The organism is Ignavibacterium sp. (assembly GCF_025998815.1).
GTDB lineage: Bacteria > Bacteroidota > Ignavibacteria > Ignavibacteriales > Ignavibacteriaceae > Ignavibacterium.
In genome coordinates, this window is the sequence record NZ_AP026678.1 from 572,247 (window position 1) to 588,713 (window position 16,467).

General features: G+C 32.5%; 17 protein-coding genes and 1 tRNA gene. 1 reads left to right on the plus strand and 17 read right to left on the minus strand.

Annotated features, from left to right (window positions below; genetic code table 11):
- Position 1: 1 nt before the first annotated feature.
- Genes ftsY through purF form a run of 4 tightly spaced genes read right to left on the minus strand, consistent with a single transcriptional unit; the run spans position 2 to position 7,167 of the window.
- Positions 2-931 (minus strand): signal recognition particle-docking protein FtsY, encoded by a 930-nt coding sequence (ftsY, locus tag Q0X14_RS02440; protein WP_297841961.1) that lies wholly within the window; start codon positions 929-931, stop codon positions 2-4.
- Positions 928-1,497 carry a CDP-alcohol phosphatidyltransferase family protein gene (locus tag Q0X14_RS02445; RefSeq protein ID WP_297841964.1) on the minus strand — a complete coding sequence of 190 codons (570 nt, stop codon included), beginning with the start codon at positions 1,495-1,497 and terminating at the stop codon, positions 928-930. The genes ftsY and Q0X14_RS02445 overlap by 4 nt, the downstream gene beginning before the upstream one ends.
- Complete coding sequence (locus Q0X14_RS02450; protein WP_297841967.1) at positions 1,494-5,696, minus strand: S8 family serine peptidase; 4,203 nt, start codon at positions 5,694-5,696, stop codon at positions 1,494-1,496. The genes Q0X14_RS02445 and Q0X14_RS02450 overlap by 4 nt, the downstream gene beginning before the upstream one ends.
- Complete coding sequence (gene purF, locus Q0X14_RS02455; RefSeq protein WP_297841970.1) at positions 5,686-7,167, minus strand: amidophosphoribosyltransferase; 1,482 nt, start codon at positions 7,165-7,167, stop codon at positions 5,686-5,688. The genes Q0X14_RS02450 and purF overlap by 11 nt, the downstream gene beginning before the upstream one ends.
- A gap of 134 nt (positions 7,168-7,301) precedes the next feature.
- Here purF and Q0X14_RS02460 point away from each other — a divergent pair, with 134 nt between their 5' ends.
- Entirely contained in the window at positions 7,302-7,754 is a 453-nt protein-coding gene (locus tag Q0X14_RS02460; protein WP_297841974.1) for a CoA-binding protein, read from the plus strand.
- Here the strand turns inward: Q0X14_RS02460 and Q0X14_RS02465 are convergent.
- The 13 genes from Q0X14_RS02465 to Q0X14_RS02525 all read right to left on the minus strand — a co-directional run bounded on the left by Q0X14_RS02465 (position 7,751) and on the right by Q0X14_RS02525 (position 16,467).
- Positions 7,751-8,770 carry an alpha/beta fold hydrolase gene (locus tag Q0X14_RS02465; RefSeq protein ID WP_297841977.1) on the minus strand — a complete coding sequence of 340 codons (1,020 nt, stop codon included), beginning with the start codon at positions 8,768-8,770 and terminating at the stop codon, positions 7,751-7,753. The genes Q0X14_RS02460 and Q0X14_RS02465 overlap by 4 nt on opposite strands.
- A gap of 54 nt (positions 8,771-8,824) precedes the next feature.
- Positions 8,825-8,898, minus strand: a tRNA-Pro gene (locus Q0X14_RS02470).
- Positions 8,899-8,902: 4 nt separating this feature from the next.
- Entirely contained in the window at positions 8,903-9,307 is a 405-nt protein-coding gene (locus tag Q0X14_RS02475) for a MerR family transcriptional regulator (protein WP_297841980.1), read from the minus strand.
- Between the two features lie 96 nt (positions 9,308-9,403).
- Positions 9,404-9,844 (minus strand): type II 3-dehydroquinate dehydratase, encoded by a 441-nt coding sequence (locus Q0X14_RS02480; RefSeq protein WP_297841983.1) that lies wholly within the window; start codon positions 9,842-9,844, stop codon positions 9,404-9,406.
- A complete protein-coding gene (locus Q0X14_RS02485; protein ID WP_297841985.1) occupies positions 9,841-10,113 on the minus strand; it encodes a hypothetical protein in 273 nt (90 codons plus the stop codon). The genes Q0X14_RS02480 and Q0X14_RS02485 overlap by 4 nt, the downstream gene beginning before the upstream one ends.
- A gap of 1 nt (position 10,114) precedes the next feature.
- Positions 10,115-10,639, minus strand: a complete 525-nt coding sequence (locus Q0X14_RS02490; RefSeq protein WP_297841988.1) for a hypothetical protein — start codon at positions 10,637-10,639, stop codon at positions 10,115-10,117.
- A 77-nt stretch (positions 10,640-10,716) separates the two neighbouring features.
- Entirely contained in the window at positions 10,717-12,333 is a 1,617-nt protein-coding gene (gene nadB, locus Q0X14_RS02495; RefSeq protein WP_297841991.1) for an L-aspartate oxidase, read from the minus strand.
- An 11-nt stretch (positions 12,334-12,344) separates the two neighbouring features.
- Positions 12,345-13,058, minus strand: a complete 714-nt coding sequence (locus Q0X14_RS02500) for a YIP1 family protein (protein WP_297841994.1) — start codon at positions 13,056-13,058, stop codon at positions 12,345-12,347.
- Positions 13,055-13,561, minus strand: coding sequence for a DUF5683 domain-containing protein (locus tag Q0X14_RS02505; RefSeq protein ID WP_297841996.1), 507 nt, complete (start codon positions 13,559-13,561; stop codon positions 13,055-13,057). The genes Q0X14_RS02500 and Q0X14_RS02505 overlap by 4 nt, the downstream gene beginning before the upstream one ends.
- A complete protein-coding gene (locus Q0X14_RS02510) occupies positions 13,524-14,468 on the minus strand; it encodes a ParB/RepB/Spo0J family partition protein (protein WP_297841998.1) in 945 nt (314 codons plus the stop codon). The genes Q0X14_RS02505 and Q0X14_RS02510 overlap by 38 nt, the downstream gene beginning before the upstream one ends.
- Before the next feature lies 1 nt (position 14,469).
- Positions 14,470-15,258 carry an AAA family ATPase gene (locus tag Q0X14_RS02515; protein ID WP_297842001.1) on the minus strand — a complete coding sequence of 263 codons (789 nt, stop codon included), beginning with the start codon at positions 15,256-15,258 and terminating at the stop codon, positions 14,470-14,472.
- A gap of 61 nt (positions 15,259-15,319) precedes the next feature.
- Positions 15,320-15,997 carry a metal-dependent hydrolase gene (locus tag Q0X14_RS02520; protein ID WP_297842004.1) on the minus strand — a complete coding sequence of 226 codons (678 nt, stop codon included), beginning with the start codon at positions 15,995-15,997 and terminating at the stop codon, positions 15,320-15,322.
- A gap of 14 nt (positions 15,998-16,011) precedes the next feature.
- Positions 16,012-16,467 (minus strand): CHAD domain-containing protein, encoded by a 456-nt coding sequence (locus Q0X14_RS02525; RefSeq protein ID WP_297842007.1) that lies wholly within the window; start codon positions 16,465-16,467, stop codon positions 16,012-16,014.

The following is a 16,467-nucleotide window of genomic DNA, read 5'->3' on the forward strand; positions in this document are numbered from 1 at the left end:
CTTACTTTAATTCAAATAGGGCTGAGATGAATGTTTCTTTATCGAACTCCTGAAGATCTTCAATTCCCTCACCTACTCCTATATACTTTATCGGAATTTTTAATTTATTACTAATCTGAAATACCATTCCTCCTTTAGCAGTTCCATCCAGTTTAGTTATTATGAGTCCTGTAAGTTCAATTACTTTAGAAAACTCAATTGCCTGTACAAGAGCATTTTGACCTGTTGTACCATCAAGAACGAGTAAAGTTTCATGCGGAGCAGAATCAGAAAACTTCTTAATAACTTTTTTTATTTTAGACAACTCATTCATCAGATTGGTTTTATTATGTAGTCGTCCCGCGGTATCAATTAAAACAATATCATAGTTTTCATCAACAGCTCGTTTTATCGTTTCAAAAGCAACTGATGATGGATCAGCACCTTTATTGCTATTTATTATTTCAACTCCGGCTCGTTGAGCCCAAATTTCAAGTTGCTCATTTGCAGCTGCTCTGAAGGTATCTGCAGCACCAACTATCACTTTATAACCAAGATTTTTGTAATTGTAAGCCAATTTACCAATGGAAGTTGTCTTACCAACACCATTGACTCCAACGACAACAATAATGTAAGGTCTTATGATAGATTGATTTTTATTATTACTGTCGATTAGAATTTTAGATAACTCAATTTTAATTAGTCTCAATACATTCTCGACGGAACGATCTTTCTCGCTTTTAAGGGCTTTCCTTAAATTGTCAATTATCATCTCTGCAGTTTCAGCACCAATGTCAGATGTAATTAAAATTTCTTCTATTTGGTCGAGCGTATTATCATCAATCTGAGCTTTACCAGTGAGAGTTTCAGAGATAGACTGTACAATTTTATTCCTGGTCTTCGAAAGACCGTTTTTTATTTTATCTAAACTGAAATTTTTGAAGAAACTCATACCGATTTTTTCCTTTGAAGATATTCGTTTGCTCTGATCACATAAGCAATAAATGACAATACAATCATTATTATACTAAAGTAGTAAAAGATATTAAAAAGCAAACTATTTTTATCTATTTGCAACAATGTTAGTAAAACCACTATGCCAATAATAAGCACAGTTGCTTTCCCTAAGATATTTGAAGGTAAGACTTTACCAATTTTATTTGTAACATAAATCCCACCTAAAAAGATTAAAAGATCTCTAACAACTATCAATGATAGATAATAAAAAGGAAGTTCACCCAACATAGCCAATCTTATAACAACTACAGCCATCGCAATTTTATCAGCTAAAGGGTCAATTATTTTACCAGCTTCAGTGACTTGATTAAGTTTCCTTGCCAGAAAACCATCAAGAATATCTGTTATAGCAGCAAAAACACAAAGTGCAAATAACCAATATTTAATAGATACTTCAGAATTATAATAATCAAACAAAATCCATATTGGAATTGCTAATAGCAACCTCAACAATGAAAGCAGGTTTGAAACTGTAAAAAATTCTTTACTATTAATTTTCATCTTATTACTGCAAATTTACCAAAGATTTCCTGAGTTTCATTCTGGCTTTCATCCAAACTGACAATTCGGTATATATAAATTCCGCTGGGTATCTTCTCCCCTTTCTCATCTGTTAAATCGTAATTTACTCCACCGTTATCTGTGTTTGAAATAATTTCCTTAATCTGTTTACCATTTAGGGATAGAATATTGATCTTCACTCTATTTGTTAAATTTGCAAAAGTTATAAGGGAGTTACCATCTCCAACTTTTGCTGGGTTTGGATAAACAAAAACATCAGATAAATCTTTTGATGTTCCTGTAAGCACAACATAACTACCTGCACCGGACTTCAAAGGAATACTACCCGAAGCAGATGATGATTTCAAATTATTTATCTGAAGAACATATTCTTTTCCGACTGAACCAATTGGTTTTCCTCCGCTTAAATCAAGCGTAACAATGTTATTATTTATGTTTACTGAGCTGATGGTATTCGAAGGTGAAAATGAATAATTATTTTTATCTGATGCCGTTGCTTCATCAACCGGAAGATTAAAAGTGATGTTAACTCTATATGGATTCAGTATTTCAGAACCAGTAACGAAGAATTCTTCTTGCTCAGGTAAAATCATCACAGTAAATTCAACAGTATCCTGATCAATAGGTGAATTGTAAAAATCTCTTAAATTTTTTACTAAAAGTAAATTTAATCCGTAAGGTAATTGGTAGTCAAAAGAAATCAAATAAGAAAATTCATCAGCAGGTGAAACAGAATTTGGATATCCGGAATTTATCACTTCAAATGATTGAAGATTTTCAATTGTCGTTTTTATTTTTTCATTAAATCGGACAATTATATTCTTTGATGTTGTTGCTGTAACATTAGATATCTTTGCTGGATTATGCACATAAACTTTGATAACTTTTGAAAGTCCTGAGTATGATTCCGGATATTGACTGTCATAAGCTTGCACGGCGTAGAAATAATCAGTTCTGTTTGAAACATTAGTATCATCGTAAAAGTTAGTAAAAACTGAATCGATTGGCGCCAAATTTTCCGACGAAGTTCCTTTGTAGATAATAAACTTTTCTCCATCGCTAATCCAATTAAGTTTTACAGTAGTGCTATCAACACTAAAGCCATCGAGAGCAAATGGCGTTGGAGTTTTAAAACCGGAAGCAAATTCATAAAAATCTATTCCATTCGAATTAGGAAATGCAATTTCAGGAATATAATTACCATTAAAATCACTTACGAGAATTGAGTTCGAATTAATGTTTTCAAAATATGAAATCAATCTTGTACCAGAAGGAAAATATTTAAAGATATAAGCATAAGGAAATGTAAAGAGAACAAATTCTTTCCCACCATCATTATCAATATCTACAAACCGTAAAGAATTTTCTGCTCTTCTGAAAGAATTATTAAACTCAACTGCAGCATCTATGAATGGAAAATCATATATAATTGATAATTGATTATCTGCGAGACTAAAAATTATCAATCTATAGTATGGTGCAATATCAATTGGTTCGATTGAATGTAACAATACAGCAATATCTGTTATACCATCATAATTATAATCTCCGGCAGCCAGGTAAGCATTTGAGCCGATGAATTCTATTGGAATAGTAATATCTGGTGTGAAAGAATTATTGCCTGTTATTCTAAAACTAAAAATATCTCCATCGGCATCCACAAACCAAAGTTCGAAAATTCCATCTCCGTTTGAATCGCAAATAATTGCATTTGGAAAATCGATTATGTTTCCACCAAATTTTTTCTGAGTAAAATTTTTAACGGCAGTTTTTTCAGAAAGGTTTAGATTTTGGTCAACTTCCCAAACACTTATTGTAGAGTCATTCTTAACAGCTAAAACTTCAGTGATTCCATCGTTATCGATATCTTTTGCAAGTATTGGCCAGAAATCCCCACCAGTTTTACTAAACTTAGTTATGAAGGATGAACTATTGTTGTTACTTTGTTCCATCATAAAACCATCACGAACAAAAAAAGTAAGTAAATCAATCAGTCCATTTCTGTTAAAATCACCGTGGTCTTTAACAAAGCGGTCACTTATTGAATCCTTGATGACAAAATTTCCATTAGAAAAAGAAAAGATTGTTGAGTTTCTTGAATTTGAGATTGTTCTTAAAATTATTTCAGAGTCTGAACTATTAGTTAAGCTAATGGGGTTTTGATATGGACTTCCAGGCGGTAATGAAAAAGGCATCTTTATAGCATCAACCAGGTTCACTTCGTTGACTGTAGAAACAATAAAATCGTTTCCATTATTCTTAACTGTTGTTTTTAGTCCAACAAGATTCTCTGCCTCAATAAAAGTTTGATAAATTGAATTCTGGTCAACTATTTCTTTAGGAATAAATCCATAATGTAATTGTTTAACAAATTGATTATTGGTTGTAAAGCCATCGAGTGTTATAAATTTATATTCTGCTTCGCCAGATTTTCTATAGTATAAGCGAACCAATGATGGCTCATTAGTGTAAACCGCTGATACAATAGTCAATTTATCGCCATAATACATCGGACCAACTGATATTAGTTCAGTTTGAGGAGAGGTTCTGTCAATAAAAAAATTAATTCGCTCTTCCAGAGTTCTTCCATTTGTTTGATTAACTAAAATTCTAAGAGTATATGCTGTATCAACCAAATTTGAAGTATTGAGATCGTAAATTTTTTGTCGGTTAAATTGATTACGTCCATCAGAAATTAAGCTTTGCCAGGAAGTTGGATTAAAACCGATTCCGAGATCAAGTTTATATGATTGGAAGTAAGCAGAAAGAACTGTTGCAATGATTTCAATATTATTATCTGAGGTTGCATAATCCATTGTTGGATTATGAAATTTAACAATGGAAGGAGCTAAAACTCTTATTGCTCTTTCGGTATTTAATCTACCTGCACCACTTCTCAAATCCCAGCCAAGCTCTCCAATATCATCTGTCGTTGATTTGATAATTTGTTTAATTTCTTCATTAGAAAAATTTTGCAAAGACAATATGAGCGCCGCAGTTGCAGAAACAAATGGTGCTGACGCTGAAGTGCCATTAATTGAAGCATAACCTGAATTTCTTGATGTCGTTAGAATGTTAGTGCCCGGTGCAACCAAATCAATAGTTGAACCCCAGTTTGAAGAAGCTGCAACGAAATCATCTGAGGTTGAATTACCGACACAAATAACTTCTGAATAACCTGAAGGATAGTGAGGTAAATTCGAACCTGAGTTTCCGGCACTGGCAACTAAAACTAAATTCTGAGAATAAGCATATTGAATAACATCACGCAATACAAGTGAGAATGAGTTATCACCAAAGCTCATATTGATTACTTTTGCATTCATCTTAATTGCATATAAAATCGCTGCAGCAACATCATCTTCTTCACCATATCCACCTGGATCAAAAGCCCGTAGATTAAGCAATTTTATATTTGGCGCTGTTCCTGCAATACCAATGAAATTGTTTGTTTCAGCTGCAGCAATTCCTGCTATAAAAGTTCCGTGTCCCTGGTCATCATAAGGATCATTATCCCAGTTAAGATAATCCCCACCAGTTGAATCAAATGGAAAACCAGCCCGGTCAGTGAAATCCCAGCCGCGAAAATCATCTATAAATCCATTTCCATCGTCATCAATACCATTGAATCTTTTATCATTACCAAAAGCATCCAAACCAATCTCACCAGAATTCTGATAAATTTTATTTTTCAAATCAGGATGATCATAATCAATTCCAGTATCAATTATAGCGAGAAGAACTGAGTCAACTCCCTGGGTAATATTCCACGCATCAAATGCTTTTATTTTTCCTAAAGCCCATTGTTGGGATACAAGCGAATCATTTGGTAAAGCATCAATCTGATAAGTTTGTGCCTCCTGAATGTATTCGATTTCAGGATCATTCATAACTAACGAAGACAGATAGTTCTCCTCAATTATTTTTGAGAATCTTATAGTAATTATTCTGCCTAATATTTCATCTTCTTTGGCTAATCCCTTTGCAAGATAATTCATTTGAAAATCCGGCAGCACTACGGGACGATTTTCAAAAGCTCCACTTATCTTTTTTACAGCAAGCTTATTTGCTATTTCAGAAAGTGCTACTGAATTTTTGTATTTGATAAAAAATGTTGATTGGGAAAATGAGTTGAGTTGTGCAAAAAGAAATAAGAAGAGAACAAATTTAAATTTCATACATTTCCTTTTTGAAGTTTAAATCCACATTTGTTGGATATAGTCCTGAGAAGCAAGCCGTACAAAAATTATCCTTACCAGCTTCAGAAACTGCTTCCAACATCTCTCCGATAGATAAATATTCAAGACTATCAACTTCAAGGTAATCTTTTATCGCTTCAATATTGCCATTAAGCCGATGAGCTATTAATTCTTCCTTACTTGGAAAGTCCATTCCATAAAAACAAGGATGCATAATTGGTGGGGATGAAATTCTCAGATGAATCGCTTTTGGATTAGCTTCTTTTAACAAGTGAACAAGTTGCCTCGATGTTGTACCGCGCACAATTGAATCATCAACAACAACAATTGTTCTTCCTTCAAGTACACCTTTAACAATATTGAATTTTATTCTAACTCCGATTTCTCTGTTACTCTGACCTGGTTGAATAAAAGTTCTTCCAATATAGTGGCTTCGAATCAAACCAATTTCAAGTCTTGCATCTATTCCCTGTTTTTCTAATTCTCTTGCATATCCCAATGCTGTTGTATTCGAACTATCCGGCACACTGATCACATAAACGCGTTCTCCATCAGGATCAGTGACAGGATGTTTACGTGCAAGTTCTTTTCCCAGTCGTCTTCTCATTTTATCTACATTATGTCCAAAGATAAAACTGTCAGGTCTTGAAAAATAAATGTATTCGAATACGCAATGTTTCTTAGGTTCTGGATTTCCATTAATTCTTTGTGATTTTATTCGACCTGATTGAATAACTTCATCATCAATTACAATTAATTCACCCGGTTCAACTTCTCTAATAAATTCTGCTGACTGAATATCAAATGCACAGGTTTCAGAGGCAACTAAAAATGAATTATCAAGTTTACCAATTGATAGCGGACGGAAACCAAGCGGATCGCGGGCTGCGATAAGTTTATCATCTGTTAAAATAACAAGACAATAAGCCCCCTGAATTCTGTTTAATGCTTCGATTATCTGATCAATCTGATTATCTATTTTACTTCTTGCGATAAGATGTAAGATTACTTCGGTGTCGCTTGTTGTTTGAAAAATTGCTCCTTCATTAACTAATTCTTCTCTCAGTTCTTTTGCATTCGTAAGATTTCCATTGTGTGCAATTGCAAGATTGCCCAGACGATAGTTTACCATAAAGGGTTGAATATTCTTTCGTGATTTAGAAGCTCCTGTAGTTGAATATCTATTGTGCCCGATTGCAGAGTCTCCGGTTAATAAAGAGTTCAAAGATTCTGAATCAGCAAAAACTTCAGAAACCAGTCCTTCTCCCTTTAGTATGTTGAAATGTGCTCTGCCATCACCATTGAAAGATCGTGATACAATTCCACAAGCTTCCTGACCACGATGCTGAAGTGCGTGTAAACCATAATAAGCTTGAAGTGAAGCACACGGGTGACCATAAATGCCGAATATTCCGCAATATGAAATCGGTTTATCGTATTCGTAAATCATAACTTTACTTTTTAATCTGTTATAGTTTGAAATTCTTTTCAAACAAAGTTAACTATAAGTAAAAATTTTATGAAATTATTGTAGTACTTTGCGAATAATTAACTAGTTTAGAGACGAACATTTATGGAGTTGTTATGAAACCTAGAGAATTAATAGATGAATTTTTATCTTTTAGGAATATTGCTGTATTTGGAGTCTCAGCCAAAGGAAAAGGATTTGGTGTTGCAGTTTATAATCAACTCAAAAAAGCCGGATACAATGTAATTGGAATAAATAAAAACGGTGGTGTAATTGGGAATGAAAAATTGTTCAAAAGTTTGGATGAGTCTCCAATAAAAGTTGATGCGGTTATAACAGTAATCCCACCGCAAGAAACAGAAAAAATTGTTGATGACTTGATTAGAAATTCAATCAGTCATATCTGGATGCAACAAGGTTCGGAATCTAAAGCTGCTATTGAACATTGTGAAAAAAATGGAATAAATGTAATTGCAGGTGAATGTATAATGATGTTTGCTGAACCTGTAAAATCAATTCATTCATTTCACAGATGGATTAATAAATTAGTTGGAAAGTATCCGAACTAATCTTTAAGAAAATCATCAATCGATTTTCTCACTTTATCTATTTCACAAGTTACTGCCAGATGACCGCAGTTATTATCTAAAATTAGTGTTCTGCAACCAGTCATATCGGCAAGCTGATATGAATAAGTTGGATTTACCATCATATCTCTTTTTGAAATTATCATAAATAACTTACTTCTAATCTGTTTGGCAGCTTTATTTAAATCGCCTTCGAAATCTTTACTTATATCAAATTTTAAAATCGCTTTTAATTGAGAAAGATAATTATCTATTGTAAAAATTTTATCCGGATCTTTATTAAATGAGTTAAGATATTCATCAAACTTTTCAGGTTTTATATTCTCAACAATATAGCCGGAAGTTCTTGAATATAGTGCTGTCATCATATCACTTAGAGTCTTAATTTCCCTCTCAGAAGACTTATACTTTCGCAAAGTTTCTATTAATTTAATTTGTGTATTTATCCATAACATATCATAAGATGAAAGTTTTGGTGAAGGAACATAAGCAATAATTTTCTTCGCAAAATCGGGATAAGTTACTGACCACTGAAGTGCCTGCATACTTCCCATTGAACCACCAATTATCGCATAAATATTTTTTAGCTTAAAATGATTTTTAATAAGATTAAATTGAGAATTAATCATGTCTTTAATTGTTATTTCAGGAAATTTATCCTGATAATTGGAAGGTGATGATGAAACCCCATTACCTAATGCATCCACTGCAATAATCAGAAATTTTGAAGTATCAATAAATTGATATTTTCTTATCAGTCTTCCGATTGCTTCAGAGTTACCACCAAACCATGTACAATATAAAATGATATTTGAAGAATCATTATTAACAGTACCGAAAACTCTGTACCCAAGTTTACAGTCTTTAATTGTTTCACCAGATTCAGTGATAAAATTGCCAATAATTTTATACTGTTGTTCAGCATCATCCAAAATGGATTGGGAAAAAGTAATCGAATATGAAAATACTAGTGTAAAAGTTAAAACAACTCTGTTCATAAAATTCTCCTGAGTAAAATTAAAAGACCCTCTTAGTTGAGGGTCAATTTTTTGTCGGAACGGCGGGATTTGAACCCGCGACCACCTGAACCCCATTCAGGTACGCTACCGGGCTGCGCCACGTTCCGTGTTTTATAATTTTGCTAATAAAACTTCAAGTAAATTTTTTAATTCTTCAAGGTCTTTTTTTAACACCTGTTTATCCTTAGTTCCTGGATTTACTTCTTCAACTTTTGCTTTGGCGGTTTCAGGTTCAGAAGTCTGTGTTTGCTCTTCAGTTAGTTTTTCTGCGGAATAATTTTCCAAGATTTTTTTCGCACCTTCTATTGTATATTTTCTTTCTCTAAGAAGATTTTTGATATATAAAATAAGTTGAATGTCTTTGTTGGTATAAATCCTGTTTCCAGCTCTGTTTTTTTGAGGTCTTAACTGCTCAAATTCAGTTTCCCAATATCTTAAAATATATTGCTCGATACCAGTAAGTTTGCTCACTTCACTAATCGAGTAATATAATTTTTTAATTGATAGATCTTTCATAGAAGTTTAAGTTTATTACTGAGGTGAAAATAAGTAATCTCTTGTAAAAGCACAATATACCCTGATTCAGAAAAGTAGTAGCTTAAAAGATTCTGATTAGGTGTTTGATCTCTCGGAATTCAACCTTTTTATAGCAATTACTGCTAAATAATATCCAAGGTCTTTCAAACCGGAAATATAACCATCACAACTTGAGGCAGTTAATAAATTTTGTCTGAAGTCTTCTCTTTTAGCCAGATTAGATAGATGAACTTCAACCTTGGGTATTTTGCAAATTTCCAATGCATCTTTAATTGCTACTGAAGTATGGGCATATCCTCCCGGATTAATTATCAGTCCATCATAAATTTTTGAAGCTTCCTGAATTTTATCTATAAGTTCACCCTCGGAATTTGACTGGAAGTATGAGAAAATAACATCAGGAAATTCTTTTTTAAGTTCTTCAAGAATGATATTAAAATCTTTGTTTCCGTAATTGGATTTATCTCTCTGAGATAAAAGATTTAAGTTAGGGCCATTTAATATCAGTATATTCATGTATTCTCCGTCATTTCATCAATAATTTCTCTCAATCTCGGATTGATGTAAATATCATCTACACCTAATTCTTTTAGAGCTGTAGCTAAAATCGCCGCTTTCCTTTGAGTGTTAGCAAATTTATTTATTACAATTATCTTATTCTCTTTGACAATACAAAAACCACCTTTAAAATCCCCTTTCTCGAATCTGACGGAGACACCAAGCTGAGAAGCGACTTGTTTTAATTCATCAATGATTTGTTCAAACTCTTTTTCTTTAATCTTCATACTAATTCTTTTTAGTTAAGGGTTTGAAAACTAATAATATAAATATTGAGTAATGTAATATTATTGAAACAATTGGAAATGAACTTAACTCTGTAATTCTTGATTTAATTATTTCAATCATCTCTTGTGAATTATTTGAACCACTCATTATCAGATTAATGATTTTATAGTCTTTTAGGGATAATAATACTTCAAAAGGTAAACAGATAAGAACAATCATTATGGAAATAAATAGCCATCCATTGGCTTTTAGACTTATCTTTGATAAAAATAAGAAGGCAGCACTGAAAACGATAAAAACAATATAACTTATCAATGAAAAAGTAAGAACCGGTAGCAATTCGAAAATAACGGGTTTCAGGTCAACATTAGATAAAGCACTTTTCAGAATTAGTGAATTATTCTGGTCAAGGTCAAAAAAATTATAAATGCTGAAAAGTTTAACTGTATATGAACCTAACCACAAAGTGCCTGAAGCAAGAGCTATTGTAAGAAAAATTTTTGATAAGAGTGATAATCGGTGCATAATACTCTGGAATTTTTAATTCAAAAATAATAAGATTAAAGTTTTGAAGGATATTTGTTAATTAAAAATCCTTCTGCTTAATAGTTTTTATTTTCTAATATTGTATCTCTGAGAAATTGTGGATCAGATTCCGGATAATCTATATTAAAATGTAATCCTCTGCTTTCTTTCCTCTTTTGAGCTGACTTAATGATGACATGTGCGCACGCTATGAGATTTCTTGCTTCCAGAATAGTTTGAAAAATTTTTGTCTTCTTGTAAAGTTTTTCATTTTCTTCAAAAAGCATAGAAATTCTTTTCTGTGCTCGACGAAGTCGTTCATTTGAACGGACAATTCCAACATAATCCCACATTGTATGTTTTACTTCTTTTATGTTGTGAGTTACTAATACCTTCTCATCGTATGTGAGGGTGCCTGAGTCATCCCAATCAGGAAAATCCGGGATAGCTTCTTTATAATCAGACAAAAACTTTTTTATGTCTTGTGCAGCTCGGTAAGCAAACACAATCGCTTCAAGCAATGAATTACTTGCTAGTCTGTTTGCTCCGTGAACACCTGTCATCGAAACTTCTCCACAAGCATAAAGTCCATTTAAGGAAGTTTGGCTATTTGCATCTACTACTATTCCTCCGCAAGCATAATGAGCGGCAGGAACAACAGGAATCATTTGTTTAGTTATGTCAATACCAAGCTTTAAACAAGTATTGTAAATATTAGGAAAGTGATCAATTATTTCATCAGAACTTTTATGAGTTATATCAAGATAGACAAATTCATCACCGGATTTCTTTAATTCACTGTCAATTGCTCTTGCAACTATATCTCGTGGGGCAAGTTCTTTTCGCTCATCGTATTTATGCATAAACTCTTCGCCATTTTTAGTTCGGAGAATTCCTCCGAAACCTCTTACGGCTTCTGAAATTAAAAAAGATCGTGAGTCAAATTCTGGTAAGTTTGCTGAGCCATATAATGCTGTTGGGTGAAATTGGATGAATTCCATATTTCCTAATTTAACTCCTGCTCTGTAAGCCATTGCGAATCCATCACCTGTAGCAATTTTGGGATTAGTTGTATGAAGATAAACCTGTCCTAAACCACCTGTAGCGAGAATAGTAACTTTAGCGGTAATTTTAATAACCTCATTGTTCAGGCAATTTAACAAGTAAGCTCCCCAACAATTCTTATTTTCAATTTTAATATTCTTATCTACGCTAAAGTTGTGTTCAGTCAGCAAATCTATGGCAATAAAATTTTCAAGCACCTGAATATTTTTTCTTTGAGAAATTGCTTCGATGAGTGCTCGCTCAATTTCTTTTCCTGTGAAATCTTTAGCGTGCAAAATTCTTGGCATCGAGTGACCACCTTCTCTGGCAAGATCAAATCCATCATTTCTTTTTGTAAATTGAGTACCAATCTCAATTAAATCTTTAATTCTATCCGGACCTTCTTTCACCATTAATTCTACTGATTCTCTTCTGCAAAGTCCAGCTCCGGCTATCAAAGTGTCTTCGATATGCTTCTCAAATGAATCGTGTTGATCAATGACAGAAGCAATTCCACCCTGAGCATAATTCGTATTCGACTCTGCTTTTTCTTTTTTCGTTACAACAATAACATCTGCGTAATCTGAAATTTTAAGAGCTGCAAAAAGTCCTGCAATGCCACTACCAATTATTAAAACACCAGTTTCCATTTAAGATTTTTCTATTGAATTAAAAAAATTTTTGATTGAATGAAAAGTGCAACTGCTATTATAATCCATATTGAGATTGAAAGTATAAATGATAAAAATCTGGATTTCAAAAAAACATTTAATCCACTTGTCAAAAGAAAAATGGACCATAAAATTGTCATAATTTCAAGAACAAGTAAAAAATAAAATACGCTTTCTTTTATCTGATAAGGATAAGGATTGTTAGAAAAAAGATATTCACCATAAAATACTAACTCTATAGGAAACAAAATAAATAATGCTAATAAACTCGGAACGAATGAATATATTATGACTGAAAATACATCTTTGAATCTGGTTTTAATTTTTTTGAGTGCAAAAATTTTTGATGATATGAATGAGATCAACATCAGTACAGAAAATGTAAGTAGTATTGAAATTCCAAGTAACAATAATAAACTAAACTGAATTTCATTATATACAAAAGGGACAGAAATAAATCGTGAGATAATTAAAAATCTTATTGAAAGGAATAAAGCGATAAACAATACATAATTTTTATGTTCAGATAATTTTATTTTGTAAAATGCCTCTGATGGACTGTCAATTAATCTTAGCAGTGTTTCCCCTAAGTCAATATTTACGATTCTTTCGCGAAGGAATGATTTACAATTTTTGCATTTGTACTCATAGTCAAAATTCAGACTTCCGCAATTAGAGCAAGGTATTTCGTTTATGTAACTCAATTGAGTTTTATCCTAAGATTAATCTGAAAATCATTTCTGCCAAACTCATCGTTCACATTAAAATCAAATAAATGCGCATCAACATATGCATCGATTAAGTTAAGTAAATAAAGTAAACCCAAATAAATAGTGAAGTTATCCCGCTGATCTCTGTAAAAGTTTCTTAATCTTCTGTAGTATTCGTTTTGAGTTGACTGATATAATGATTTGTAATCATTGTAAAGTTTATCATTATCTATCCAGTTATAAATAAACCAGGCAGCAGTTCCCCAGATTAAGGGAACTTTCCAATAAGATTCATTATAAAATTGCCCCCAACCGGGAATTATTGCACTTCTTGCAACAGCTCCCCAGGGAGATTTCGTCATTTGAAAAGTTGTATCTGGTAAGGATGGATTTAACGAATTATTATCAGCATTCTGTGAATGAGAAAATTCAGAAAAGATGATAACGAAAAAAATTATCTTAACTGTAAGTCTTATTAATGATTTCGAATAATTCAAGAAGTCTTTCCAATTCATCATTTGAGTAGAATTCAATTTTAATTTCACCGGTTCCATCTTTTCTTTGATTGCAAATTACTTTAGTTCCAAAGATTCTTCTTAGTCTGTCCTCAAGGTCGTGTGCGTGTATATTTGAAAATGAACTTGTGCTAACTGAAATTTCACCTGGTTTCTTCGAATCAGTTGACTTTTTACTTATTGTTTTGGCAAGTTGTTCAACTTTTCTTACCGACAGACCATCCTTTAAAATTTTGTCTAATGCAAAAAGTTGAATTTGTTCATTCGGCAGACTTATCAAAGCTCTCGCATGACCCATAGAAATTTCTTCTTTAACAAGTGCATCCTGAATTTTTTCTGGTAACTTTAGTAAGCGAATGGTGTTAGCAATTGTTGTTCTATCTTTTCCGACTTTCTCAGCAATCTCTTCCTGAGTCAAATGGCATTCTTCCATTAATCTTTTATATGCTTTTGCAACTTCTATTGGATTAAGATGTTCCCGTTGAATGTTTTCAATCAAAGCTAATGCAAGTAGAATCTCATCCGAATCAACTTTGATTATGTAAGCAGGAATTTCTTTATATCCAATATCTTTGAAAGCTCTTAGTCTTCTTTCACCTGAGATAAGCTGATATCTGTTGCCCTGAATTCTTCTTACGGTGATTGGTTGAATTAGTCCATTTATTAAAATTGATTTTTTTAATTCTTCGAGCGCAGCAACATCAAAATTAGTTCTTGGTTGAAATGGATTTGGTGATATCAGGTCAACAGCAATTTTAGCAAGTATATCAACCTGTTTTCCATCATCAAGTTTGATGTTTGAAAGGTCTGTTACTTTTTCACCACTCTTATCTTCAATTAAATTTGGATTGATAAGAGCATCAAGTCCTCTACCTAAACTGGATTTCATCTTACTCATTACCTTGTTTATTATTTGCAGTTATTGAATTTCTCTCTAAAAGTTCGGCTGCAAGTGACATATAATTTTTTGCACCTGACGAGATTGCATCATATAAAATTATTGGTTTGCCATAACTTGGTGCTTCCGATATCCTTACATTTCTGTGAATGACAGTGTTATAAACTTTATCTCCAAAATATTTTCTCACTTCTTCGGCAACCTGATGAGACAATCTTAATCTTGTATCAAACATTGTAAGTAAAACACCTTCTATAGAAAGAGATGGATTGAAATGCTTTTTAACAATGTTAATAGTATTAAGAAGTTGACCTAGTCCTTCCAAAGCAAAGTATTCACATTGAACCGGAATAAGTACCGAGTCAGATGCTGTTAATGCATTGAGTGTAAGTAATCCTAACGATGGTGGGCAATCAATCAGGATAAAATCATATTCAGTATTTATTTCTTTTAAGGCATTTTTCAATTTTGCTTCTCTTCCTTCAACATCAACTAATTCTATTTCTGCACCAACAAGATTAATATTAGATGGTAACAAATCCAGAAAAGGCATAAAGGTATTGATTATAACATCGTTAATATTCTTTGTGCCGGCTAATACATCATAAACGGAAATCTGTTGATTAGTTACACTAAGTCCGGAAGAAGAATTTGCCTGAGGATCAATATCTACAAGTAAAGTTTTCTTTTCTGCAGCGGCAAGTAAGGAAGACAAATTAATTGCAGTAGTTGTCTTCCCTACTCCGCCTTTCTGATTTGCTATCGAAATAATTTTTGCCATTCAATACAATGAAAATTTTATTGTGCTAAAATAAATTTTATCTGCTTGACTAAAAAGTAATTTATATATCAATCTCATCACCAAAGTTCATTATTCTGCAATTGAATCCTTTTGAAGTAACTTTAGCTTTGAATTCTTCAGGGTCAGCTTGAATTAAACCGAAAGTGTTATAATGCATTGGAACAACATTTCTTGGTTGAACAAGTTCTACTGCTTTAACAGCATCAGTGATTCCCATTGTAAAATTATCTCCGATCGGACAAAGCATATATTCAATCGGATTATTCATTTCACCAATAAGTTTCATATCGTAGAATAGACCTGTATCGCCAGTGTGATAAATATTTTTTTCCTCAACAGTAAGAACAACTCCGGCTGGTTCGCCAGCATATTGACCATCTGGAGTGATTGAGCCGTGATGAGCAATTGTAAATTTAACTCTTCCAAAATCAAATTGATGAGAACCACCAATGTGCATATTATGCGCCTTCATTCCCTTTGATTTGAGCCATTCAGCTAATTCATTTACAGTGATGAATAGCGAGTTACATCTCTTTGCAATTTTTAATGCATCACCGAGATGATCACCGTGAGCATGAGTGAGAACAATAAAATCTGCATCAACCTGATTAGACTTTGTTTTACTAACGGGATTATCATCCAAAAAAGGATCGATAAGAATTGAATGTTTTCCTGTTTTGATTTGAAAAGCTGAGTGACCAAAATATTTTAGTTTCATATCTACCTCTCTATTTATGAGATGATTTTATAAAATGATTTTAGTGTACTGCTCTTTATGAATTTTTGTAGCTCTTCTTCAAATTCGTGCTGAAGTAAATTTCTCTTCTCTTTAATTTTGATTTCAAGTTCTGTGCTTACTGGTACATTTTCATTCTTTAATGAATTAATGTTTTCGAGAAATACATCAAGATCCCTGACAGAACCTGATAAGTCCTGAAGTTTTTCAATTTTATTATACAATCTCATAAATAATTTTTTTTCATAACAAACTAAAAATAATTCCATATTATATCTAACTCGTCTAAGCGCAATCCTGACATCGTGTAAAGGTTCAATTTCTTTTATATTAAAATACTCATCAATAAAGAATAAAAGATTATCCAATCTATTCTTCAGGATAAGGTTTGCAATTTTCAAGAGATGTTTTGAATAACGAAGTTTTTCAATTTTCCACTTTTTCTTTGCCAT